The following is a 22,643-nucleotide window of genomic DNA, read 5'->3' as shown; positions in this document are numbered from 1 at the left end:
CCTGTGGCATCGCCGAGGCGCCTGTCCGGCCGGGGCCCTGGTCCCCGATAGCGTGGCCCGCATGGCGGACGACCGGGGGAACCAGCCCAGGGCACCGCTCATCCGTCCCCTCGTCGACCGGCTGCCTGCCTGGCTGCGACGGTTCGGGCACCTCGTCTGGCGGCTGATCGTCACCACGGTCAGCTCGTGCCTGAGGTACCGGGTGACCGGGCTGGCGGCCGAGGGGGCGTTCTTCGCGGTCGTCTCGGTGCCTCCGCTGATCTTCGCGATGGCCGGTGGCGTCGGCTACGTCACCGACCACTTCACCGCCGCACAGGTCGCGGAGGTCAGGCAGGCCGTTGTGGAGCTCTTCTCGACCTTCCTCACCGAGACCGCGGTGAACACGGTGATCGTGCCGACGATGGACGACGTCCTCGCGGGCGGCCGCTTCGACGTGATCTCGCTGGGCTTCGTGCTCGCCCTGTGGTCGGGCTCGCGGGCGCTCAACGTCTTCGTCGACACCATCACGATCATGCACGGGCTCGGCGGGCACCGCGGGATCGTGAAGACCCGGGCACTGTCGTTCGTGCTCTACATCCTCGCCGTGGTCACCGGGGCGATCACGCTGCCGCTGCTCGTGCTGGGACCGAGGGTGGTGCGTGCGTGGCTGCCCTCGGAGGCCGAGTTCCTGATGGGGTTCTACTGGCCGCTGGTGATCGTGGTCTGCATCTGCTTCCTCGCCACGCTCTACCACGTCTCGGTGCCGGTGCGGACGAACTGGAGCTTCAACCTGCCCGGAGCCACGTTCTCGCTGATCAGCTGGGTCGGCGGCTCCTACCTGCTCCGCTGGGTGCTGACGGTCACCGCCCAGGACTCGCACTCGATCTACGGCCCGCTGGCCGCGCCGATCGCGATCCTGATCTGGCTCTACATCGCCGCTCTGGCGGTCCTGATCGGCGCCGGCGTCAACGCGGCGTTCGACCAGGTCTTCCCCCAGGAGTCGACCCAGAGGGCGCGCCGGGAGCTCATGGCCCGCCTGCTGCGCCGTACTCCCGACCCCGTCGACTAGATTCGCCGGCGTGGAGGATGTACCGGCGGTTCTGGCGAGCAGCCCCTCGACGGGTCGCGTCGCCCTGCCCGAGCACGTCCGCTCACCGTGGTGGGAGCTGGGGCGGCGGGTGCTGGCTGCGCTCGCGATCCTGGCCGGCACGGTGCTCCTGGTCTACCTCGACCGCGACGGCTACCGGGACTCGGCCGACGCGACCGCGACGAACCCGCTGGGCGCGGTCTCCCTGCGGGATGCCGTCTATTACACGACGGTCACGCTGAGCACGACCGGCTACGGTGACATCTCGCCGGTCAGCGACCAGGCTCGGATGGTCAACGCCTTCGTCATCACGCCGCTGCGCATCGCGTTCCTGGTGCTGCTCATCGGCACCACCCTCGAGGTGCTCGCCCAACGGGGCCGCGAGATGTTCCGGATCGCACGCTGGAGGAAGAACATGGGACACCACGTCGTCGTGATCGGGTACGGCACCAAGGGCCGCAGCGCGGTCGACACGCTCGTCAACAACGGGCTGCAGCGGGACCAGATCGTCGTCGTCGACCCGAGCCCGGTCGCCCTCGCCGACGCCCACGCCGACGACCTCGCCGTGATCACCGGCGACGCCACCCGCAGGGGAGTGCTGCACCGGGCGGGCGTCGCCGAGGCCGACCAGGTCATCATCACCACCGGTCGCGACGACTCCAACGTGCTCGCGGCGCTCACCGTGCGCCAGCTCAACCCTGACGCGTGGATCGTGGCGGCCGTGAGCGAGCACGAGAACCGGCCGCTGATGCTGCAGTCCGGCGCCGACTCGGTGATCACGTCCTCCGACGCGGTCGGTCGGCTGCTGGGTCTCTCCACCGTGTCGCCGACGCTCGGCACGGTGATGGAGGACCTGCTGACCTACGGCGACGGGCTCGAGGTGGCCGAGCGCGAGCTCCTCGTGAACGAGGTCGGGATGCCGCCGCAGTCGCTGCCCGACCAGGTGATCGCGGTGGTCCGGGACGAGAAGGTCTACCGGTACTTCGACCCGGTCGTGACGCTGCTCGCCCGCGGCGACCGGCTGGTCGTCGTACGACCTGCCAAGGAGCTGCCGTGGGCACCCCGTCCGGGCACCCACAACGAGGACTTCGCCGCCGACCAGGAGTAGTCGCGGACCCCGAGTCCCTGGGACCGTCTCCGGGACCTCATGGCCCCCGCTGACCATCCGCCTGCCGCTCGATCGTCCTGATCTCGGCTCTCCGGGTACGACGCACGCCCCACCTACGCGACATCCGGCCGCGGACCCGGCAGTGTGGCCCCATGGCGAAGGACTACGGACCGTGGGTCCGACACGACTGGTGTCCGAGCTGTGCCAAGCAGACCGAGCAGACCCGCTGGCACCGGCGCCCGTTCGGCGTCACCGCTGACGAGACCGAGCACGGCATCCGCTGCAACGAGTGCGCGAACGAGGTGGGTCTGCCCGCCACCTGAGCGGGCTCCGCTGCGGGTTGCATTCCCCGGAACGGGTACCGGACATGGCGTACCTGTTCTCTAGGAGGAGGCCCCCATGCACCACAAGAGCGGAAAGCACGATCTCCAGCGCGAGCTGCACAACCTGGTGGACGTCGTCGCGCCTCGGGTCGAGTCGGCGGTCAACACCGTCGCGGAGAAGACCCCGCCGCTCGTCGACAAGGGCCGCACCGTCGCTGGCACCGTCGCCGACCGCGGACGCATCGTGGCGATCGAGAAGGGCGCCCTGCTCGCCGAGCACCTGCCGGACAACGTCGTCGACCGACTGCCCGACACCGTCGTCGACCGCCTGCCCGTACGGCGACGCAGCCGCGGCAAGAAGCTGCTGCTCATGGGCCTGATCGGTGGTCTGGTCGCCGCGGGCGTCGCGGCAGCGCGTCGCTCGGGGATGCTGGGCGGCAAGTCCACCGCGGGTCCCCGCGAGTCGTACACGCCTCCGCGGACGACGGGCAGCGACACCGGTACGACGAGCACCGGCCCGACGTCCACCGAGACCCCCAGCAAGACGGACCCGTCGGACCCGCTCGCCGAGCCGGGGATCAACGGTCGCATGAACTGACCGACCACCTGGCGCAGACTCGAACACATATTCTAATCTGAGGCCATGGCGGGGGTGCGGCATGTCTGGGTTCGACCGGCGTTCGTGCCGGTCGAGCTGCCCGGCCTGGTGCTGCACTGGCGTCCGACCGACGACGGCTGGCAAGGACTGGTGACCTACATCGACCGCGACGGTCGCACCGTCACCGAGTGGCTGCCGGCCGCGAACCTCCGTCCGATCAAGTCAGCACCGCAGACCGGCTCGGCCTACGGCTGAGCCGGTCTGCGCACATCGCGGGTCCCTCGACGGATCGCTGCTACCGTGGAGGCACAGCCGCTTCCAGCAGCACCTCAGGTGCACGGTCGACCGGCGGCTGGGAAGGGCCGGTCATGGCCCGCGACAACTCTCTTCGTCTCAGCATGGGCGACGCCGTCCCCGGCGACCGACTCGACGGCGGGTGGTGGCCCCGCAGCCGCGATCTCGGTGCCGAGCTCGCCCACCTCATCGACAGGTTCCCGGTGGAGCACGGCCGGGTCGTGCGGGTGGTCTGCTCCCCGCCGGACTGGGACCAGCCGATGCCGCGGCGGGTCGCCGTCGGCACCGGCTTCGTCAAGGTCGGCTCGTTCCCCAGCGACGACACGCACATGATCCTGCTGCGTACCTCGGACCGGCGGCTGCTGCACGTGCTGGTCGTCCCGCCGCACTTCACCGACGCCCAGGGTGCCGAGGCGATGCTGGCCGCCGCCACTCGCCGCAACACCCACACGGCCGTGAGCCTCCTCGACACCGTCACCGGTGAGCTCGACGTCGACCCGTCGTCAGAGTGGACCGACGACGGCGGGTCCTGCTGGGACCCCGATCCAGTCGATGCTCCGGAGCGCCGCACCGCCTGACCCGCATCCGCTCGAGGGGCGACCCCGACCGCCCCACAGAGTGGGAGCCAACTGCCGGCCGGGGCCTTGCCAGCACGGCCTGAGACCGCGCTGACTTCCCCTGCAATACCCATCCGGGCCCACCGGAACCCCACCAGTCACAGGCGTCCGGCGCAGTCACGCCCGGTTGCTGAACGCCTCGACCTTGTCGGCCGGCCCCGACACCACCACCTGGTCGCCCTCACGGATGATCGTGTCGGGCGTCGTGTACTCGAAGGTCCCTCCGTCGTGCTTCACGGCGACGACCGTGATGCCGAACTCCTGGCGGACGCCGTAGCCCTGGAGGGACCGCCCGTGCAGCGCTCGCGGCGCCGGCGCCTTCGCGAACGCGTATCCCTGGTCGAACTCGATGTAGTCGAGGATCTCCTCACCACGCACCAGGTGGGCGACCCGCTTGCCCATGTCGTGCTCGGGGCGTACGACGTGGTGCACGCCGATCTTCTCGAGGATCCGCGCGTGGGAGGCGCTGATCGCCTTGGCCCAGACGTTCTGCACGCCGAGCTCGAGTGCGATCGACGCAGCGAGGATGCTGGCCTCGAGGTCGCCCATCCCGATCACGGCCCGGGAGAACTCGCCCACCGAGAGCTGCCGCATCGCCTCCTCGCTCGTGGAGTCGGCCTCGACCACGTGGGTGAGGCGGCCGGCGAGCGCGGCGACCACCTTGGGGTCGGCGTCGACGCCGAGGACCTCCTCGCCGTGGGCGACGAGCTCGAGCGCGAGGGAGCGCCCGAACCGACCGAGGCCGATCACCACCACGCCGTTGGTCAGGTGCTTACCCAATGAGGGGCCGTCCTTCCGGGAGTCGGTACAGCTTGCCGCGCTCGCGCAGCGCGAGCGCGGAGACGAGAGTGATCGGGCCGAGGCGACCCAGGAACATCAGTCCGATCAGGATCAGCTGACCCGTCCCGGAGAGATCCGCGGTGATGCCGGCGGAGAGGCCGACAGTGGCGAACGCCGAGACCGCCTCGAAGAGGACCAGGTCGAGCGGGTGGTCGGTCAGGTGGACCAGAGCGAGGGTGGCAGCCATGACGGCGCCGACCGACAGCAGCGCCACCGTGAGTGCCTGGCGGATCGCACGGTCGTCGATCCGGCGGCCGTGGGCCTCCACGTCCCGCTCTCCCCGCACCTCGGCCACGATCACCCAGAAGAGCAGCACGAACGTGGTGATCTTGATGCCGCCGGCCGTGCCCGCCGAGCCGCCGCCGATGAACATCAGCACGCAGGTGCCGAGGAGCGTGCCGTCACGCGCTTGGGCGTAGTCGATCGCGTTGAACCCCGCGGTGCGCGGCATGACGGATTGGAAGAAGCCCGCGAGGAGCTTGCCCGGGGTGTCCAGGTCGCCGATGGTGCCCGGATTGGACCACTCGTTGGCGGTCACGAAGATCGTGCCGAGCACCAGCAGTCCGGCGGTGGCGGAGAGCGTCATCGTGGTGTGCAGGCTCCACGACCGCCACCTGGTCCGCCGGCGCGCGAGCTCCAGCCAGACCGGGAACCCCAACCCGCCGGCGATCACCGCGAACGCGATCGGCAGGCAGATCCACGGATCGTCCACGAACCCGATCAGGCTGTCGCTGAAGAGCGCGAAGCCGGCGTTGTTGAAGGCCGAGACCGAGTGGAAGACGCCGAGGTACGTCGCCCGGCCCCAGCCTTCGTCGTACCCAAGGGCGAAGCGGAGGGTGAGCATCGCGGCGACGAGGAGCTCCATCGTGACGGTGATCAGGAAGACGCCCCTGATCACGCCGCGGACCTCCCCGATGCCGGTCGCCTTGGTCTCGGCGGCCGTGGTGAGCCGCGATCGCAGCCCGAGGCGTCGCCACACCAGCAGGGCCAGCAGCGAGGCGAGCGTCATGATCCCGAACCCGCCCACCTGGATCAGGCCGAGGATCACCACCTCGCCGAACGTCGACCAGTAGACGGGCGTGTCCACCGTGACCAGACCGGTGACACAGACGGCGCTGGTCGCGTGGAAGAGGGCGGTGAGCAGGTCGGTGCCGCCGGGTCCGCTGCGGGCGGCCGGCAGCATCAGCAGAACCGTGCCGACGAGGATGGCGGCCGCGAACCCCAGCACCACCAGCTGCGCCGGGTGTCGCAGCCAGGCACGCTGCGCCTTGCCCTCGGCGAGCTCCAGCGACGTCGACACGACCGGGCAGCCTACGGGTACTGGTGAGGGGTGTGCGAAGAGGATCGGCGCGACGGCCGCGGGTGGGGACAAGACCGGCGCCCGCAGCTGAGCGCGTAGGGTCGGTCCGAGATGTCAACGCATCCTGATGACCCTCACGACGGACCGCCCCTGCTGGCCGGCCGGTACCAGCTCGGGACGACGCTGGGCCGGGGCGGGATGGCGGACGTCTACCGTGCCACGGATCGGCTGCTGAGTCGCACCGTCGCGGTCAAGGTGCTGAGGGAGACCGCCGGCGACGAGTCGGACCGGGCTCGGTTCGTCACCGAGGCACGCACGCTGGCTGGCCTGTCCCACAGCGGCCTGGTGATGATCCTCGACGCCGGTTTCGGCCAGGACACCGGGACGTCGACGGCCCCCGCGGGAGCCGCGCAGGGCACGAGCACCGACCACCCGTTCCTCGTGATGGAGCTGGTCGACGGCCGGACCCTCGCCCAGGCCATCGCTGCCGGGCCGCTTTCCCTGGAGGAGGTCGCGTCCATCGGCAGCAAGGTGGCCGACGCGCTGGCCCACGTGCACGCTCACGGCGTCGTCCATCGCGACGTGAAGCCGGGCAACGTGCTGCTGGGACGAGGGGGTCAGGTCAAGCTGGCCGACTTCGGCATCGCCCGGCTGCTCGGCGACAGTGCCCGGCACACCCGAACCGGCCACACCATCGGCACCGCCGCCTACCTGGCGCCGGAGCAGGTCAGCGGCCAGGACGTCAGCGGGTCGGCCGACGTGTACTCCCTGGGGCTGGTCCTGCTCGAGGCCGTCACCGGGAGGATCGAGTACCCCGGCCCGCCGATGGAGGCAGCCGTCGCCCGGCTCAACCGTCCACCGAGGCCACCCGAGGACCTCCCGGCGCCGTGGCGGCAGCTGCTGGCCGACATGACCGCCATGGACCCCGTGCAGCGACCGGACGCCCCGCAGGTCGCCGAGCGGCTCCGGGACCAGCGCACCGAGCCGATTCCCGTACCCGACGCGCCACCACACGCCACCCGGGTCCTCACCGACCTGACCCCACCCGCAGCTGCCGCTCCCGAGCCGGCGCCACGCACGTCCTTGATCGATAGGGCCGGAGACTCCGTCGCCCGACAGCCGGCGGTGCTCGCGGACCGACTCCGTGCGCTGCCGCCCTCGCAGCGCGGCGCGCTCGCCGCGATCGCCGCGCTGGTCCTCGTCCTGCTCCTGGTGGCTCTCGTCGGCGTCAACAGCGGCGACGACACCGCCGACGAGGGTCGCGGCTCGACGGAGATCCCCAAGGACACGCCGAGCGAGCTGCGAGCCCCGCTGGAGGAGCTGCACCGGGCCGTCCACGGGGGAGCGGAATGACCTGGACACCCCGCCGTCGTACGAGGCACGGCGCCGTCGTCGTGGCACTGCTGCTGGGCGGTCTGATCACCGGCTGCGGGCAGGATCCGCCGCCCGGTGAGGCAGTCCCGGCGCTCGCCGAAGGACTGGAACAGGTCGACGCAGCCGTCGTGGCGGAGGACTACGCCAAGGCGGCGGACGAGGTCGAGTCGCTGCTGGCCGAGACCCGGCAGGCCGAGGAGGCGGGGGACATCTCCAACGAGCAGGCCGACCGCATCCGTGCGGCGGCCGCGGAGCTTCTGGCCCGGCTGCCCACCGAGGCGCCCGCCGAGGAGCCTCCCTCCGAGCCCACGCCGACCGAGGACGGGCGCGACGGCGGCGATCAGGACGAGAAGGACGACGGTGGCGACAGCAAGGGCGACAAGGACGACCAGGAGCAGAAGGGCGACAAGGGCAAGGGTGGCAAGGGCAACGACTGAGCTCGCTCGATGAGCCCCTCCAAAGGCCCCTCGCCCCGGACCCCGCGCAGCGCCGGACCCGTCAGCCGGTCCACCGGTAGCCGCGCTCGGGGCGTCCGCTGCCGCCGTACCGCAGTCTGACCTCGGCCGCGCCGACGGACACCAGGTGCTCGAGGTACCGTCGGACGCTGACCCGCGCCAGACCGGTGACCTCGGCGGCCTCCGCCGCGCTGATGGTGGCGTCGCCGCCCAGCGTCGCCTCGCGCAGGGCGTTCGCGACCAGCTGCAGCGTCGGTGCGGTCAGCCCCTTCGGCAGCTGGGGGTCCGCCGCCCGGCCGGCGACCCCGAAGATCGCGTCCACCTCGCGCTGCCCCACCTCGCCGTCCCCGCCGTCGTCGATCTGCCGCAGCGACTGCCGCAGCCGGTCGTACTCGCGAAGCCGGTCGTGGAGCACCTGGGCGGAGAACGGCTTCACGATGTACTGCACGGCCCCGCCGCGCAGCGACTCCTTGACCGTCTCGACGTCGCGGGCCGCGGTGACCATCAGGACGTCGACGGGAACGGCGTTGCTGCGGAGCCGTCGCAGCACCTCGAGCCCGCTGATGTCGGGCAGGTGGATGTCGAGCAGGACCAGGTCGGGCGCCAGCTCCTCCACCTGGCGCAGGGCCTCGTCGCCGGTCCGAGCCTCGGCGACGACGACGAACCCCTCGAGCTGCTCGACGAACCTGCGATGGATCTTGACCACCATGAAGTCGTCGTCGACGACGAGGACCCGCACGGGCCTCTCATTGGCGGTCATCGGTCCTCCTCCTCGGCGGCGAGGTCACCCGGCAGTATGGCGGTGAAGACGGTGTGGCCGTCCCGGCGGTCCACCGACACCCGCCCGCCTCGCCGCTCGCAGACGACCTTGGTCAGCGTCAGGCCCCAGCCCCGAGCGCCGGGCTCGGCGGTGGCCTTGGTGGAGAATCCCTGCTCGAAGACCCGGTCGGCGAGCTCGGCCGGGATGCCGGGCCCGTCGTCGCTGAGCGACACCACCACCGCTCCGTCCTCGACCGCGGCCCGCACGACCACCCGGCCCTCACCTGCGGCGACGGCCTCCATCGAGTTGTCGAGGAGGTTGCCGGTGACGGTCAGCAGGTCGGCCGAGAGTGACTCGCTGACGCGTGGCAGGCGGGACTCGTCGTGCAGGTCGAGGTGCACGCCGAGCTCGCCGGCGCGGCTGTCCTTCGCCACGAGCAGTGCGGCCAGCGCGGGGTCCTTGATCCGGGAGGTCACCTTCTCCACCCAGCCGGCCCGGGCGTCGGACTGCGCCGTGGCGAACTGGGCGGCCTCTTCGTACTCGCCGAGCTCGATCAGTCCGGCCACCGTGTGCATCCGGTTGGCGAACTCGTGGGCCTGCGCGCGGAGGCCGTCCGTGGTGCTTCTCCAGACGTCGAGCTGGCGGTTGAGGTCGACCAGCTCGGTGCGGTCCCGCAGGGTGGTGACCCAGCCGATCAGCTGGTCCCGCACCCGCACCGGCATCTGGTTGAGCACCAGCACCCGGTCGGCGGCAAGGATCACCAGGTCGTCGGCCCGGACCCTGCCGGAGAGCACTTCCGTGACTCGAGCGGGCACCGGGAGGTCGTCGACCCGGGCGCCGACCGGCGGCTCGGGAAGGGCGAGCACCCGGGTCGCCTCGTCGTTCACCAGCGTGATCCGGCCGCTCTGGTCCACCCCCACCACGCCCTCGCGCAGGCCGTGGAGCATGGCCTCGCGGTGCTCGACCAGCCCGGCGATCTCCTGCGGCTCCAGGCCGAGCGTCTGTCGCTTGATCCGTCGCGACAGCAGCAGGGAACCGCCGAAGCCGACCAGCGACGCCAGCAGGACGTAGACGGTGAGCGTCGGTGCGGTCTCACCGAGGCGCTCCCAGGCCGTGGGGTACTCGCGGCCGGCGACCACGTAGCCCACGAGTGTGCCGACCGGTTCGCCCGCCGCGGAGTTGTCGAACACCGGCACCCGCGCCTCGACGGCCCGAGTTCCGTTGTCCTCGCTGATGCCCACCCACTGGCGCCCGGCACCGGGGCGCTCGACGGTGGTGACGCCGCGGTCGCTGGTCAGGGATGAGTACACGACTCCGCCGCCTGCGTCGGTGACGATCACGTAGGAGGCGCCGTACGTCGACACGGCCGCCTCGGCAACCCCGGGCGTGCCTTCGCTGGTTCCTTCGGTCAGTCCGGTCTGGACGACCCGGTTCGCGGCGATCGTCTCGGCGACCTCGAGGACGCGGCGACTCTCCTGCCGGCGGAACGCCACATCGGTCTGCGCCAGCGTCACCACCACGACGCCGGCCACGACGACGAGGACGATGAAGACCTGCAGGACGAGCAGTTGGCCCGCAAGCGAGGGGCGGCGGCGACGCACGACCCCAGTGTCACTCATGTCCGCCACCAGGGACACGCCGCGGGCGGCGGTATCGTCGGTGGGTGCGCAGCCCGCCGTGTCTCAGCCGTCGCGCCGTTCTGGGGCTGGCGGGCCTGGCGGCGCTGTCGGGCTGCTCGCCGGTGACGCCCGACGTCCCCGGGAGCCTGCGGATCATGGTCCCCAACGCACCCGGCGGAGGGTACGACACCACCGCCCGCGTCGTGGCCGAGGTACTCCAGGAGGAGGAGCTCGCCGAGGCGGTCGAGGTCTTCAACCTGGAGGGGGCGAGCGGCGCGGTCGGCCTGGCCCGGACAGCGGGGGAGTCCGGGAACCCGGACCTGCTGATGATGATGGGCCTCGGAGTCGTCGGCGCGCTGTACGCCACCGGCGCAGCCGTGGACTTCGAGCAGGTCACCCCGATCGCGCGGCTCCTCAGCGAGCCGGAGATCATCGCGGTGCCCTCCGACTCCCGGTTCGATACGTTCGGCGACCTGGTGGGTGCCTGGCGGGCTGACCCGAAGGTGGTCAAGGTCGGCGGCGGGTCGCAGATCGGCGGCCCCGACCACCTGGCCGCCCACATGCTCGCCGAGAGCGTCGGCATCGATCCGCGCCGGATCGAGTACGTCCGGTTCGACGGCGGCGGTCCGCTGCTCGCCGGTCTCTTCACCGGGGAGGTGGACTTCGCCGTCTCCGGCCTCGGCGAGTACGCCGACCACATCCGGATGGGCGAGGTCCGCGTGCTCGCAGTGACCGCGGAGGAGCAGCTTGATGACCTGGACGCGCCCACCCTGAGGGAGCTCGGCGTGGACATGGACTTCCGCAACTGGAGGGGGTTCGTCGCGCCGCCCGAGCTGGCCGGCGAGGAGCAGCGGTCCCTGGTCGACCTCATCAGCCGCATGCACGAGACTCCCGCGTGGCAGGCGGCGCAACGCGCCAACGGCTGGACCGACGACTTCCTCGTCGGTGACGAGTTCGGCCGCTTCCTCGACGAGGAGAGCGCCCGGGTCGCGGCCCTGCTCGACGACCTGGGACTCTCCCGCGAGAAGGGCTCCTAGCCGCCCTTGACCGCCAGCACCGCGCACGACGCCTCGAGCAGCACCCGCTGGGCGGTGGAGCCCATCAGCAGCTTGCCGACCGGCGTACGACGACGCAGGCCGATCACCACCAGCTCGGCCGCGGTCCGGTCGGCCGTCTCGAGGATCTCGACGGCCGGTTCCCCCTTGCCGATCTGCTGCACGACCCGGTGCGGCACCCCCGATCCGGCGAGCACCGCCTCCAGGTATGCGAGCTGACGGGTGTCGGCCATGTTGTTGTCGACGTACGCGTCGCCGCGACTCGCATTGACGACGTGCAGGAAGCCGCCGCGCCGCCGCGCCTCCTCGATCGCCGCCGCCAGGGCCGCCTCGCCGAGCGGGGTGGGCGTGTAGCCCACCACGATCGAGACCGTCGCCGGTGTGGCTGTGTTCATCTCCACGGGTGCTTCCCCTTGTCTGTGGGTGATGGTCCGGACGCCGTCGGGCCGCGGTCAGTCCTCGTCGGCGAAGGCGAGCTTCCCCGCCGTCTCCACCGGCTTGCCGCGCAGCCGGGCCACGATCTTCGGCACGTACGGCAGCACCAGCGCGAGGACGGCGATGGCGAGGATCGTGGCGGAGAGCGGCCGGTCGACGAACACGGTCAGGTCGCCGTTGGAGATGTTGAGCGACCGGCGGAACTGGTTCTCCAGCTCCGGCCCGAGGATGGCACCCAGGATCGCCGGGGCGATGGGGAAGTCGAGCTGCCGCATCAGGAATCCCACGACCCCGACGCCGTAGGCGATCAGGATGTCGCTGACCGAGCCGGAGACGGAGTAGATGCCGAGGCCGGCGAAGACCAGGATGCCCGCGTACAGCACGGGCCGCGGGATCTGCAGCACCTTCACCCACAACCGGATCAGCGGCAGGTTGATGGCGAGCAGCGCGAGGTTGCCCACGAACAGCGAGGCGATCAGTGCCCAGACCAGGTCCGGGGACGTCTCGAGCAGCTGAGGCCCGGGCTTGATGTTGAAGATCTGGAACGCCACCAGCATGACCGCCGCGGTGGCCGACGTCGGCAGGCCCAGCGTCAGCAGCGGGACCAGCACGCCCGAGAAGGACGCATTGTTCGCCGCCTCCGGGCCGGCGACTCCCTCGATGGCGCCCTTGCCGAACTCCTCGCGGCCCTTGGAGCGGTGCTTCTCGTAGGAGTAGGACAGGAAGGTCGGAAGCTCGGCGCCACCGGACGGCAGCACGCCGAACGGGAAGCCGACTCCGGCGCCGCGCAGCCAGGGAGCCCACGAGCGGCGCCACTGGTCGCGGTTCATGGACATGAACTGGCCCCGCCCGTGGCCCGGACCCAACGGGGTGACATGGCCGGGGCGAGTACGCCCCCGGACCAGGACGTAGAGGGTCTCGCCGATCGCGAACAGGCCGATGATGAGCAGCACCTCGTCGATGCCGTTGAAGAGCGAGATGCTGCCGAAGGTGAACCGCGACTGACCGGAGACAGCGTCCAGGCCGACGAAGCCGATCATGATGCCCAGCAGGAGCGAGAGCAGGCCGCGGACCAGGGAGTTCCCGACCAGCGCGGTCACGGTCACCAGGGCCAGGACCATCAGGGCGAAGTAGTCCGTGGCCCGGAACGTGACCGCGATGGCGGCCATCGGCTCCGCGACGAAGGCGAGCAGGGTGGTGCTGATGACCGCTGCCACGAACGACCCGATGGCCGCGGTCGCGAGCGCGGCTCGGGCGTGGCCGCGTCTGGCCATCTCATGGCCCTCGAGGGCGGTCGCCACCGATGCGGACTCGCCCGGTGTGTTGAGCAGGATGGCGGTGGTCGAACCGCCGTACATGGCGCCGTAGTAGATGCCGGCGAACATGATGATCGCCGGGATCGGGTCCTCGAAGTTGTAGGTGACCGGCAGCAGCAGCGCGATCGTGACCGCGGGGCCGATGCCGGGCAGGACGCCGACCAGCGTTCCGAGGGTGACGCCGATGAGGGCGAAGAGCAGGTTCTCGGGCGACAGGACCGTCGCGAACCCGCCCAGCAGCGAGTCGAAGGAGTTCACAGCGGCAGCACCCCCGGGGGCAGGTAGACGCCGAGGAGGCGTGTGAAGACGAAGTAGACGCCGACCGACAGGCCGACCGCCACGGTGACGTCGCGCGCGAGCACTCCGGAGCCGAGCACCCGGGCTGCGGACACGAAGAAGACCGCGGTCGAGATGATGTAGCCGACCGGGTCGATCGCGTAGGCGTAGGCGACCAGCAGGACCAGCAGCGCGACGACCCGGCCGGAGTGCGCGAACCGCTGGACCGGGAGGCCGTCGCGGGAACGTGCCATCCGGAGCAGCTGCTGGACGAGGTACACCGTCGACAGACCGAGCCAGACCACGGTGGCGAGCATGGGCATGAACCGCGGGCCCTCGGGCTCGAAGCCCTCACCCTTGATGGCCAGGGTCTGGGTCAGCATCAGGATGCCGAAGCCGATCATCACCACCCCGGCGATCAGGGGCCCGACCGGTGAGCTGCTGGCGTCGTCGACGTCGAGCTCCCCGGGCTCGGCGCCGTGCCCGGCGCGGCCCCCGTCAGGGACCGCGCCGAGCTCGCGTGAGTCGGAGCCAGTCACAGCCCGAGCTCCTCATAGATCTGCTTGGTCTTCTCGGCCTCGTCCTTGATGAACTTCTCGGCCTCGTCGCCGGTCTTGAAGAAGTCCGTCCAGTTGTTGTCCGCCAGGGCCTGCTTCCACGCGTCGGTGCCGTGCAGCTCGTCGATCACCTCGACCACCTGGTCACGCTGCTCGTCGGAGAGCCCGGGCGCGGCCACGATGCCCCGCCAGTTGGCGAAGTCCACGTCGTAGCCCGCGTCCTGGAGCGTCGGCGCCTGCTCGCCGTTGACCTCGACCGGGTCGGCGGTGCTGACGGCCAGCAGCCGCATCTTGCCGCCCTTGATCTGCTCGGTGAACTCGCTGATGCCGGAGACGCCGACCTCGACGTCGCCGGACAGGATGCCGGCGATCGCCTCGCCGCCGCCCGAGTAGCCGATGTACTCCATCTCGCTCGCGTCGCCACCGGCCTCCTGCACCAGCTCGGCGGCCACGAGCTGGTCGGACCCACCGGCGCTACCGCCACCGAAGGTGACCGAGGAGGGGTCCTTGACGTAGGCGTCGATGACATCGTTGATGGTCTTGAACGGCGACTTCGCCGGCACCACGAACGCCTCGGCCTCCGAGGTGAGGACGGCGATCGGGGTCGTGTTGTCGAGCGACACCTCGGAGTCGGCGAGCTCGAGGGCACCGAGCATGACCAGGCCGGTCATCATCAGTGCGTGCGGGTTGCCGCTGTCCTCCTGGAGCTGGGCCAGGCCGGTGGCGCCGCCGCCACCCTCGACGTTGAACACCTCGACCGACTCGTCGACGAGGTCCTCGTTCTGGACCACTTCCTGCATGGTCCGCGCGGTGGAGTCCCAGCCGCCGCCGGCACCCGCCGGGACCATGATCTCGATGGTGTCGGACGGGAAGGCCTGTCCGGCCGCTCCGCCTCCGGTCGTCTGGTTGCAACCGGCTACCGCGGCCGCGAGAACCAGTCCGCCGGCCGCTGCCGTCGTGCGTCGAAGAGCTGAATGGCGCGATGCCCGCATCGACTTCCTCCTTCTGTGAGACGTCCGCCCCGGCGCGGTACGTGCTGTGGTGACCGGCGTCACGCTAGGAGTGATGGGCGTTACAGGGATCGTTGCGATCACGAAGACTCTTTTGGTCTTTGTGGTCACGCTCAGGCAGGCCTCTCGGTGGTACGACGGGACGAGGCCCCCGCCGTCCGGCGGGGGCCTCGGTCGCTGCTGCGCTACGCGGCGCTCAGCCCGTGAACTCCCAGTTCGACGGGCCGCCGGTCTGGGTCAGCCCCTTCTCGGTGGAGCAGGCACCCTGGTCCAGGGTGGTCACCGTGACCACCTGCCGGAGCTGGGCGCCGGCGTACCGGCCGCCGAGGATCGGGCCGTCCGCGATCGACTGCAGCTGGCCGTTGACGTTGGTCGAGAAGTGCATCGTCCACTCCCACTGCGAGGTCTCGCCGGTGTTCCACTTCAGCGTCTGGGTGCCCGTGCCACCCGTGAAGAGCGACGCGCAGGAGGTTGTGAACTTCCCCGAGAACGGAGCGACGAACGAGAGTGACTCCCCGGACACCGTGTCGACGCAGCTGGTCGCGTTGTCCTGGCCGTTGATCTGGACCGTGCGCTCCTGATAGGTCACGCCGGGGTTGTACTTGATGACGTTCGTTCCGGTGCACCGGACGGAGGCCGTCTCGGCGACCGCCGGAGGCGCTGCCCACGTCATGGCGCCGACCAGGGCCAGCGCGGCCCCGAGGGCCGACACGTGCGTTCGTGCGGTGCGATGGCGACCTGACCGCCGGGCTGCGTCCGCGCCGGGCGCGGCGGTGCGGTCATCGACCGGGTTGCGACGGTAGGGGTTGCGGCCACGTGGGTTCATCAGACCTCCGAGTTGGTTTCGAGCCGGGCTGGCGCGGCGACGCTAGTGACGCCTGACGGACGGCGGAAAGCACCCACTGGGATGAAGCGCGGACCAAAACCGCGGCCCGCGACCGGACTCCGGACCAACGCCGGACCAACCCGCGACCATGTGCCGCGATTTGTGGTCCATCCGGCCGGAACGAGTGCCAGGTTGTGCGAAGCCAGGCGCTCGGGAGCCCCGGGCTCTGCCTCGTATCGACCGAGGAGAACCATCGTGACCACATCGCATCACCCAGGATCACAGTTCGCAGGCGGTGTCATGACCGGGGGCGTCATCGGCGCCTCCCCGTTGGCGCTGTTCCGTGCCGAGCTGCTTTCCGACCGCATCCCAGGTCCACCCACGGAGCCGATCGACTGTTCGCGTAACGAGTTCCTGCATCCGCATCCGATCCTCGGTCGGTCCGGGTGGCCGTCGCTCGACCCGGCCAGCATCTGTCGCTACCAGCCGAACCCGCGGCTCGTCGCACAGCTCGCGACACGGTTCGACTGCGATCCCGCGATGCTGCGCGTGCACAACGGCGCCGAGGCGGCCCTGAAGACGATCTTCGCGGCGCTGGCGCGGATCGAGAACGCGACACTGCTGCTGCCTCAGCCGGGCTGGGAGTATCACGACACCCTGGCGGAGCGTTACGGCCTGCGGACGGAGTTCTACCGCTATCTCGACGAGGGCGATGCGCGCGTCCTCGACGTCGCTGACCTCGAACGGCGCATCGACCGCCTCGAGTGCCCCGCGGTGCTGATCGTGTCACCGTCCAACCCGCTGGGGGCCCGGGTCGGCGACGACCAACTGCAGGCACTGGCACGGCAGGTCTCCGGCAAGGGCTACTGCATCGTCGACCAGGCCTACTTCGGGTTCGCGGGTCCGGCGACCAACGACTGGTCCGTCGGCGAGGCGCTGGACGGCCTGCCCGGGACCATCCTCGTCCGCACGCTGTCGAAGTACTACGGCATCCCCGGGGTGCGGGTCGGGTTCACCGCCGCCCATCCGAGCGTCCACGGGCAGTTCGGCATCGATCCGGACTACCTGGGCTTCAACATCTTCGCGGACGAGTTCGCCGTCAGCTGCCTGGAGGCACACGACGAGTTCGAGCGCATCGCAGCGACGGTCGTGGGGCAGCGCGATGCACTCGCCGCCGGCCTCTCGAGGATCCCCGGCTTCCAGCCGTTCCGGTCCGATGCGAACTTCCTGCTGGTGCGCACCCCCGGCCCCGGGTACGCGCCATGGCTGGACCAGCACGGCGTCCGCGTGCGCACCTTCACCTCGGAGCTGGCCGACTGCGTCCGGATCACGGTGCCACCCGAGCCGCATGTGCGCTGGATACTCGAGGCGAGCGAATCGTTCGACCCAGGCCCCTCCGGGCATCCCGTCCCGACCAGGGTGGAGCAGGACCGGCCGTGCATGCACAGCTGACCGTCGAACGCCTGCGCGACCTGGCCGAGCACGGCGAGATCGACACGGTGGTGGTCGCCTTCACCGATGTGCAGGGACGCCTGCAGGGCAAGCGGCTCCACGTCGGCCACTTCCTGGACGTGGTGGCCGACCGCGGTGCCGAAGCCTGTGCGTACCTGCTCGCGACCGACGTCGACATGAGGCCCGTCGATGGCTACGCGATGAACTCCTGGGCCACCGGGTTCGGCGACTTCGTCCTGCGCCCCGACCCGGTCACGCTCCGCTTCGTGCCGTGGCAGCGGGCCACCGCGCTCGTGCTCTGCGACGTCGAGTGGCCGGACGGCAGGCCGGTCGTGGCGTCACCACGTCAGATCCTCCGGCGCCAGGTCGACCGGTTGGCCGAACGCGGCCTGGTCCCGTATGCGGCGACCGAGCTGGAGTTCGTCGCGTTCGACGAGACGTACGAGGAGGCGCGACGCAGGAGGTACCAGGGCCTGAGCGCCACCAGCGACTACAGCACCGACTACTCGCTGCTCGGCACTGCCCGGGTGGAGCCGTACCTGCGGCGGCTCCGCAACGAGATGGCGGGCGCCGGGCTGGTCGTCGAGTCCGCCAAGGGGGAGTGCAACCTCGGGCAGCACGAGGTGGTGTTCCGCTACGACGAGGCGCTGACCACGGCCGACCAGCACGCCATCTACAAGACCGGGGCCAAGGAGATCGCCGTCCAGGAGGGGCTGAGCGTCACCTTCATGGCCAAGGTGAACGAGCGGGAGGGGAACTCCTGTCACGTCCACCTGAGTCTCCGGTCACCCGACGGGACGGCGGTCATGGCCGACTCCGGCGGCGAAGGCACCGGGCTGTCCCCGCTCATGGAGCACTTCCTGGCCGGCCAGCTCGCCTGCGCGAGCGAGCTGACCCTGCTCTATGCGCCCAACGTCAACTCCTACAAGCGTTTCGTCGACGGGAGCTTCGCGCCCACGAGGCTGGCGTGGGGGCGCGACAACCGGACCTGCGCGATGCGCGTCGTCGGTCACGGGACGTCGCTGCGCGTGGAGAACCGGCTCCCCGGAGCCGACGTCAACCCCTACCTGGCGATCGCGGCGATGATCGCGGCCGGACTGCACGGCATCGAGCGCGAGCTGCCGCTCGAGCCGCAGGTCTCCGGCGACGCCTACGGGTCGAACCGGCCACGGGTCCCCTCGACCCTCCGCGCGGCAGCAGAGCTGTTCGACCGGTCCGCGCTCGCGCGGGACGCCTTCGGCGACGACGTCGTCGAGCACTACCTCAACGCCGCGCGCATCGAGCTCGACGGATTCGACGCGGCCGTCACCGACTGGGAGCTGATCCGTGGTTTCGAACGCCTCTGAGCCGATGCAGGTCGACCTGGCAGCACGGCTGGCCGGTCGGGTCGCCGTCGTCACGGGCGGTGGCAGCGGGATCGGGCTGGGCGTCGTACGCAGGCTGGCGGCGGAGGGTGCGCGGGTCGTGGTCGCGGAGGTCGATGCTGCGGCCGGCGAAGCCGCCGCGGCCGTCGTCGACGGCCTCTTCGTCCCCACGGACGTCACCGACGAGGGTCAGGTCGAGGACCTCTTCGCCACCGCGGCGGACACCTTCGGCGCGGTCGACATCGCGATCAACAACGTCGGGATCTCGCCACCGGCCGACGGCTCGATCCTCACCACCAGCCTGGAGACGTGGCGGCGCGTGCAGGACGTGAACCTCACCTCGGTCTACCTCTGCTGCAAGCACGTCATCCCCCAGATGCGGCGGCAGGGCCGGGGATCCATCGTCAACATGGCCTCGCTGGTGGCGGTGATGGGGTCGGCGACGTCGCAGATCACCTACACCGCCTCCAAGGGCGGCGTGGTGGCGATGAGCCGAGAGCTGGCCGTGCAGTTCGCCCGCGACGGCATCCGGGTCAACGCCCTGTGTCCCGGCCCGGTCGACACCCCGCTGCTCCGCGAGCTGTTCGCCGGGGATGCCGCCGCCACCGCCCGTCGGACGGTCCACATCCCGATGGGCCGCTTCGCGCGCGCCGAGGAGATCGCGGCCGCTGCCGCGTTCCTCGCCAGTGACGACGCATCGTTCGTCACCGGGTCGTCCTTCCTCGTGGACGGCGGGATCTCGGCGGCCTACGTGACCCCTGAATGATTGCGACCGGACAACCCTGGTTGCCATGACCGATCCTGGAAGGACCCAGCATGTCGTCTAGCACCTCGAACCTCGCCGCGACGGAGTCCGGGTTCTCCGGCCGACTCGGTGTGCTGTCGAGCCCGCCCGAGCCGTTGTTCACCTACGGGACCCTGATGTTCCCCGAGGTGCTCCAGGCCCTGCTGGGCCGCGTGCCGGTGAGCGTCGAGGCGAGCGTGGAAGGCTGGCGGGCCGTGGCCATCCCCGACGTGAGCTACCCGGCTCTCGTGCCGGGTCCCGGGGTCGCCCGGGGGCGGGTGCTGCTGGACCTCCGGCGCGAGGACTGGCCGATCCTCGACGCCTACGAGAACACCATCTACGACCTCCGCCCGCTCGACGTCACGCCGACGGAGCACCGCGCCGTCGCCTACGTGTGCCCCACGAGCGACGGATTGACCGACGTGGACTGGGACCGGGAGCGCTTCGCGGCGGAGGAGCTCGCCGACTTCGCTCCACGCTGTGCCCGCTGGCGCGAGCTTGCGTTCCCCTAGCCCGGTCCGGTCGACCGGGACCGGCCGGGACCGGTCGGAGGGATAGCGGTCATCGCGGTCGTGCCCAGAAGTCGAGCGGGTCGCGACCGGGGCGGAAGCCGTGAGCCTCGGCCATGGCTGCCGCTTCACGGAGGTTCCGAGCCACCCGGGAGGGGTTGTGGGCGTCGCTGCCGAACGTGACGGTGACCCCGCCTTCTTCGCGCCACCACCGCAGGATGGTGTCGTGCAACGGCACCATCGTGTTGATCTCCAGAGCCTTGCCTGAGTCAGCGGTGGCTCGCAGGGCGTGCCGGAACTCCTCCTCGAACGCCAGGGGGTCGAACGGTCCGTCGGTGCCGGGCCACGCACGCACGGGGTAGTCGATGTGGGCGAGCACCGAGAACGCGTCGCTCTGGCGCACCAGGACAGCGATCTCCTCCAGGTAGCGACGCATCACCTCGTGCTGCTCCACGCGGCCGTACATGCCGGGCGGCTCGTGGAACCTCTCGCCCTCCGGCAGGCAGTGCAGCGAGCCGAGCACCCGGTCGAACTGTCCGGCGGCCAGGACTCGTCGTACGGCGTCGGGATGCCAGTGCGGCTCACCCACCTCCAGGCCGCTGAGGATCTGCAGGCCCGGGAACTGCTCGCGGCAGCGTTCGATCGAGCTCAGATAGCCCGCGACGTCGAATGCGGGAGGGCTCAGTCGTCCGTCGGGGTCGCTCAGGAGAACCATCGGATGGCCCGCATCCAGCTCCTCGCGGTCGACGGTCAAGACCGTGTGGTCCAGGTGCTCGGTGAATGCGATCGCAGGCAACCCGATCTCCACCGCTCGCGCACAGGAGCGCTCCATGGAGCCGTCGGTCGTGTCCCAGGACCACTCACTGTGGGTGTGGCTGTCCATCGGCAGGTCGCCGGCCGATGCATGATTCCCGAGGATGTGCGTGCTCCTGTCCGTGGGGAGGCTGGTCGAACACGATGGTGGCAGGCATCGGGTCCGGACGGTCTGCGCCGCGCCACATCGTCAGCAACCTCTCAGAGCCCGGGGTAGGAGCCGCCCAGCTACGTCGACGAGGTACGGATTGCTACCGCGGGCGGATGTGCTGCGCCGGCCAGCACGGTCGAATGGGCGCGTGACCTTTCGAGTCTTCGAGCAGAGCTCGGTCGTCGGCGCACCCAGCGATCTGGTCTGGCAGCGGATCACCGACTTCACCGGCGTCAACCACGAGCTGATGCCGGTGATGCGGATGCGGGTGCCGCGACGTCACCGTGACGCCACCGTGACGACCGTGCCGGTGGGGGAGCCGCTCGGGCGGGTGTGGATCCTCTACCTCGGGTTCCTGCCCCTCGACTACGACGACCTGATGCTCACCGAGCTGCAGCCCGGCTCCCACTTCCAGGAGGTCTCGACGATGCTGTCGATGCGTCGCTGGGAGCACCGCCGCGAGCTGCGCCCGATCGACGCAGGGCGGACCGAGGTCACCGACACGGTCGGCTTCGAGCCGCGGCTGACGTTCCTGGCCCCGGGCCTCGAGCCGGTGCTGCGCCGGATCTTCGCCCACCGGCACCGCCGGCTGGCTCGCCACTTCGAGGACGCTGTGCCGAACGCGAACCGGCCCTGACCTGCTGAGGTCAGGGCCGGTTCGCGTGTCCGTCACCGGAGCGCACACACGGACGGCGGTGGGCCGGCACCCGGGTCGCGTCGCTCAGTGCAGGGCGTTCCGCAGGGTGTCCTGGGCGAGCTTGATCGCCGCGCCGGCGGCGTGGGTGCCACGGAGCGCGTCCAGCATCACGAAGTCGTGGATGATGCCGCCGAAGCGGACCTCCACGACCGGGACGCCGGCCTCGCGCAGGTTGGCGGCGTACGCCTCGCCCTCGTCGCGCAGCACGTCGGCCTCGGCGGTGATGACCAGTGCGGGCGGGAGGCCGGTGAGCTGCTCGGTGGTCGCCCGCAGCGGGGATGCGGTGATCTCCGCGCGCTCGGCAGGGTCGGTCGTGTACTGGTCCCAGAACCACTGCATCGCGTCGCGGCGCAGGAAGTAGCCGGTTCCGAACTCCTGGTAGGAGCCGTTGTCGAAGCTGGCGTCGGTCACCGGGTAGAAGAGCACCTGCTGCCGGAGGTCGATCCCGCCGCGCTGCTTGGCCATCAGCGTGAGCGCCGCGGCCATGTTGCCGCCGGCGGAGTCGCCGGCGACCGCGATCCGCGAGCCGTCCAGTCCCTTCTCCGAGCCATGCTTGGCGACCCACTGGGCAGCGGTGAAGTTCTGCTCGATCGCGACGGGGTACCGGGCCTCGGGGGAGAGGTCGTACTCGGGGAAGACGACCGCGGCCTGCGCGCCGACCGCGAGCTCGCGCACCAGCCGGTCGTGGGTGTGTGCGTTGCCGAAGACCCAGCCCGCGCCGTGGATGTAGATGATCACCGGAAGCGGGTCCGTGGTGCCGACCGGCTTGACGATCCGGACCGAGACCTCGCCGGTCGGGCCGCCGGGGACGGTCACCCACTCCTCCACGATCTCGGGCTTGGTCACGCCCGCACCCGACTGCACCTCGTCGACGGCCTTGCGGCCCTCGAGGGGGCCGAGGTCGAACAGGTAGGGCGGGTTGGCGGTGGCGGCGGCGAACTCGGCAGCGGCGGGCTCGAGAACGATCGTGGTCATGGCTGTCTCTCCTCTGGTTCGGTGACCCCGTGGTCGGGGCCTGACGAGAACCATAGGGCACAAGTAAGT

At 70.7% G+C, this 22,643-nt stretch carries 25 protein-coding genes; 14 read left to right on the top strand and 11 right to left on the bottom strand.

The window, feature by feature from the left end:
* Positions 1 to 61: 61 nt before the first annotated feature.
* The 6 genes from E7Z54_RS03575 (at position 62) to E7Z54_RS03555 (ending at position 3,967) form a co-directional block, all read left to right on the top strand.
* Positions 62 to 1,048 carry a YihY/virulence factor BrkB family protein gene (locus E7Z54_RS03575; RefSeq protein WP_136431632.1) on the top strand — a complete coding sequence of 329 codons (987 nt, stop codon included), beginning with the start codon at positions 62 to 64 and terminating at the stop codon, positions 1,046 to 1,048.
* Positions 1,049 to 1,058: 10 nt separating this feature from the next.
* Complete coding sequence (locus E7Z54_RS03570; RefSeq protein WP_136431631.1) at positions 1,059 to 2,174, top strand: potassium channel family protein; 1,116 nt, start codon at positions 1,059 to 1,061, stop codon at positions 2,172 to 2,174.
* A gap of 152 nt (positions 2,175 to 2,326) precedes the next feature.
* Complete coding sequence (locus E7Z54_RS22890) at positions 2,327 to 2,497, top strand: hypothetical protein (RefSeq protein ID WP_168798144.1); 171 nt, start codon at positions 2,327 to 2,329, stop codon at positions 2,495 to 2,497.
* A 76-nt stretch (positions 2,498 to 2,573) separates the two neighbouring features.
* Positions 2,574 to 3,095: a hypothetical protein gene (locus tag E7Z54_RS03565; RefSeq protein ID WP_136431630.1), complete on the top strand. Its 522-nt coding sequence runs from the start codon at positions 2,574 to 2,576 to the stop codon at positions 3,093 to 3,095.
* Positions 3,096 to 3,140: 45 nt separating this feature from the next.
* Entirely contained in the window at positions 3,141 to 3,350 is a 210-nt protein-coding gene (locus E7Z54_RS03560) for a hypothetical protein (protein ID WP_136431629.1), read from the top strand.
* A 113-nt stretch (positions 3,351 to 3,463) separates the two neighbouring features.
* Positions 3,464 to 3,967 (top strand): DUF5994 family protein, encoded by a 504-nt coding sequence (locus E7Z54_RS03555; RefSeq protein ID WP_136431628.1) that lies wholly within the window; start codon positions 3,464 to 3,466, stop codon positions 3,965 to 3,967.
* A gap of 156 nt (positions 3,968 to 4,123) precedes the next feature.
* On the opposite strand, the gene E7Z54_RS03550 is transcribed toward E7Z54_RS03555, so the two are convergent.
* The gene (locus tag E7Z54_RS03550; RefSeq protein ID WP_240769499.1) at positions 4,124 to 4,786 is read right to left on the bottom strand and encodes a potassium channel family protein; all 663 of its coding nucleotides are present in this window, start codon (positions 4,784 to 4,786) and stop codon (positions 4,124 to 4,126) included.
* Complete coding sequence (locus E7Z54_RS03545; protein ID WP_240769498.1) at positions 4,779 to 6,146, bottom strand: TrkH family potassium uptake protein; 1,368 nt, start codon at positions 6,144 to 6,146, stop codon at positions 4,779 to 4,781. Before E7Z54_RS03545 ends, E7Z54_RS03550 begins: the two co-directional genes overlap by 8 nt.
* 111 nt (positions 6,147 to 6,257) lie before the next feature.
* Here E7Z54_RS03545 and E7Z54_RS03540 point away from each other — a divergent pair, with 111 nt between their 5' ends.
* Together E7Z54_RS03540 and E7Z54_RS03535 are read left to right on the top strand one after the other, a co-directional pair.
* On the top strand, positions 6,258 to 7,499 hold the full coding sequence (locus E7Z54_RS03540; RefSeq protein WP_136431627.1) for a serine/threonine-protein kinase: 1,242 nt from the start codon (positions 6,258 to 6,260) through the stop codon (positions 7,497 to 7,499).
* Positions 7,496 to 7,957, top strand: coding sequence for a hypothetical protein (locus E7Z54_RS03535; RefSeq protein WP_136431626.1), 462 nt, complete (start codon positions 7,496 to 7,498; stop codon positions 7,955 to 7,957). The genes E7Z54_RS03540 and E7Z54_RS03535 overlap by 4 nt, the downstream gene beginning before the upstream one ends.
* Positions 7,958 to 8,018: 61 nt before the next feature.
* Here the strand turns inward: E7Z54_RS03535 and E7Z54_RS03530 are convergent, their stop codons facing one another.
* Positions 8,019 to 8,735 carry a response regulator gene (locus E7Z54_RS03530; RefSeq protein WP_136431625.1) on the bottom strand — a complete coding sequence of 239 codons (717 nt, stop codon included), beginning with the start codon at positions 8,733 to 8,735 and terminating at the stop codon, positions 8,019 to 8,021.
* Positions 8,732 to 10,354 carry a sensor histidine kinase gene (locus E7Z54_RS03525; protein WP_136431624.1) on the bottom strand — a complete coding sequence of 541 codons (1,623 nt, stop codon included), beginning with the start codon at positions 10,352 to 10,354 and terminating at the stop codon, positions 8,732 to 8,734. The genes E7Z54_RS03530 and E7Z54_RS03525 overlap by 4 nt, the downstream gene beginning before the upstream one ends.
* A 44-nt stretch (positions 10,355 to 10,398) precedes the next feature.
* Between E7Z54_RS03525 and E7Z54_RS03520 the strand changes: the two genes are divergently transcribed.
* On the top strand, positions 10,399 to 11,391 hold the full coding sequence (locus tag E7Z54_RS03520) for a Bug family tripartite tricarboxylate transporter substrate binding protein (RefSeq protein WP_136431623.1): 993 nt from the start codon (positions 10,399 to 10,401) through the stop codon (positions 11,389 to 11,391).
* Here the strand turns inward: E7Z54_RS03520 and E7Z54_RS03515 are convergent.
* The 5 genes from E7Z54_RS03515 to E7Z54_RS03495 form a co-directional block, all read right to left on the bottom strand.
* Positions 11,388 to 11,804, bottom strand: a complete 417-nt coding sequence (locus E7Z54_RS03515) for a universal stress protein (RefSeq protein ID WP_136431641.1) — start codon at positions 11,802 to 11,804, stop codon at positions 11,388 to 11,390. The genes E7Z54_RS03520 and E7Z54_RS03515 overlap by 4 nt on opposite strands.
* 57 nt (positions 11,805 to 11,861) lie before the next feature.
* Positions 11,862 to 13,418, bottom strand: coding sequence for a tripartite tricarboxylate transporter permease (locus E7Z54_RS03510; RefSeq protein ID WP_136431622.1), 1,557 nt, complete (start codon positions 13,416 to 13,418; stop codon positions 11,862 to 11,864).
* Entirely contained in the window at positions 13,415 to 13,975 is a 561-nt protein-coding gene (locus E7Z54_RS03505; protein ID WP_136431621.1) for a tripartite tricarboxylate transporter TctB family protein, read from the bottom strand. Before E7Z54_RS03505 ends, E7Z54_RS03510 begins: the two co-directional genes overlap by 4 nt.
* Positions 13,972 to 14,985 carry a Bug family tripartite tricarboxylate transporter substrate binding protein gene (locus E7Z54_RS03500; protein WP_136431620.1) on the bottom strand — a complete coding sequence of 338 codons (1,014 nt, stop codon included), beginning with the start codon at positions 14,983 to 14,985 and terminating at the stop codon, positions 13,972 to 13,974. The genes E7Z54_RS03505 and E7Z54_RS03500 overlap by 4 nt, the downstream gene beginning before the upstream one ends.
* A gap of 214 nt (positions 14,986 to 15,199) precedes the next feature.
* A complete protein-coding gene (locus tag E7Z54_RS03495) occupies positions 15,200 to 15,829 on the bottom strand; it encodes a hypothetical protein (RefSeq protein ID WP_136431619.1) in 630 nt (209 codons plus the stop codon).
* A 300-nt stretch (positions 15,830 to 16,129) separates the two neighbouring features.
* Here E7Z54_RS03495 and E7Z54_RS23960 point away from each other — a divergent pair, with 300 nt between their 5' ends.
* From E7Z54_RS23960 to E7Z54_RS03475, 4 genes are read left to right on the top strand one after another with little or no spacing between them, the layout of a single operon-like run.
* Positions 16,130 to 17,281 carry an aminotransferase class I/II-fold pyridoxal phosphate-dependent enzyme gene (locus E7Z54_RS23960; RefSeq protein WP_240769497.1) on the top strand — a complete coding sequence of 384 codons (1,152 nt, stop codon included), beginning with the start codon at positions 16,130 to 16,132 and terminating at the stop codon, positions 17,279 to 17,281.
* Positions 17,266 to 18,627, top strand: coding sequence for a glutamine synthetase family protein (locus E7Z54_RS03485; protein WP_240769496.1), 1,362 nt, complete (start codon positions 17,266 to 17,268; stop codon positions 18,625 to 18,627). Before E7Z54_RS23960 ends, E7Z54_RS03485 begins: the two co-directional genes overlap by 16 nt.
* Positions 18,608 to 19,411, top strand: coding sequence for a 3-oxoacyl-ACP reductase (locus E7Z54_RS03480; protein WP_240769495.1), 804 nt, complete (start codon positions 18,608 to 18,610; stop codon positions 19,409 to 19,411). Before E7Z54_RS03485 ends, E7Z54_RS03480 begins: the two co-directional genes overlap by 20 nt.
* A gap of 50 nt (positions 19,412 to 19,461) precedes the next feature.
* Positions 19,462 to 19,941: a gamma-glutamylcyclotransferase family protein gene (locus E7Z54_RS03475; protein WP_136431616.1), complete on the top strand. Its 480-nt coding sequence runs from the start codon at positions 19,462 to 19,464 to the stop codon at positions 19,939 to 19,941.
* A gap of 49 nt (positions 19,942 to 19,990) precedes the next feature.
* Here the strand turns inward: E7Z54_RS03475 and E7Z54_RS03470 are convergent, their stop codons facing one another.
* Positions 19,991 to 20,821 (bottom strand): PHP domain-containing protein, encoded by an 831-nt coding sequence (locus E7Z54_RS03470; RefSeq protein WP_136431615.1) that lies wholly within the window; start codon positions 20,819 to 20,821, stop codon positions 19,991 to 19,993.
* A gap of 229 nt (positions 20,822 to 21,050) precedes the next feature.
* On the opposite strand from E7Z54_RS03470, the gene E7Z54_RS03465 reads away from it, so the two are divergent.
* A complete protein-coding gene (locus tag E7Z54_RS03465; protein WP_206055982.1) occupies positions 21,051 to 21,539 on the top strand; it encodes a hypothetical protein in 489 nt (162 codons plus the stop codon).
* An 84-nt stretch (positions 21,540 to 21,623) separates the two neighbouring features.
* On the opposite strand, the gene E7Z54_RS03460 is transcribed toward E7Z54_RS03465, so the two are convergent.
* Positions 21,624 to 22,574, bottom strand: a complete 951-nt coding sequence (locus tag E7Z54_RS03460) for an alpha/beta hydrolase (protein ID WP_136431614.1) — start codon at positions 22,572 to 22,574, stop codon at positions 21,624 to 21,626.
* Between the last annotated feature and the right edge of the window lie 69 nt (positions 22,575 to 22,643).

The organism is Nocardioides sp., assembly GCF_004803405.1.
Classification (GTDB): domain Bacteria; phylum Actinomycetota; class Actinomycetes; order Propionibacteriales; family Nocardioidaceae; genus Nocardioides; species Nocardioides vastitatis.
Note: the sequence above shows the minus strand (reverse complement) of the source record. Positions and strands in the feature narration are given on the sequence as shown.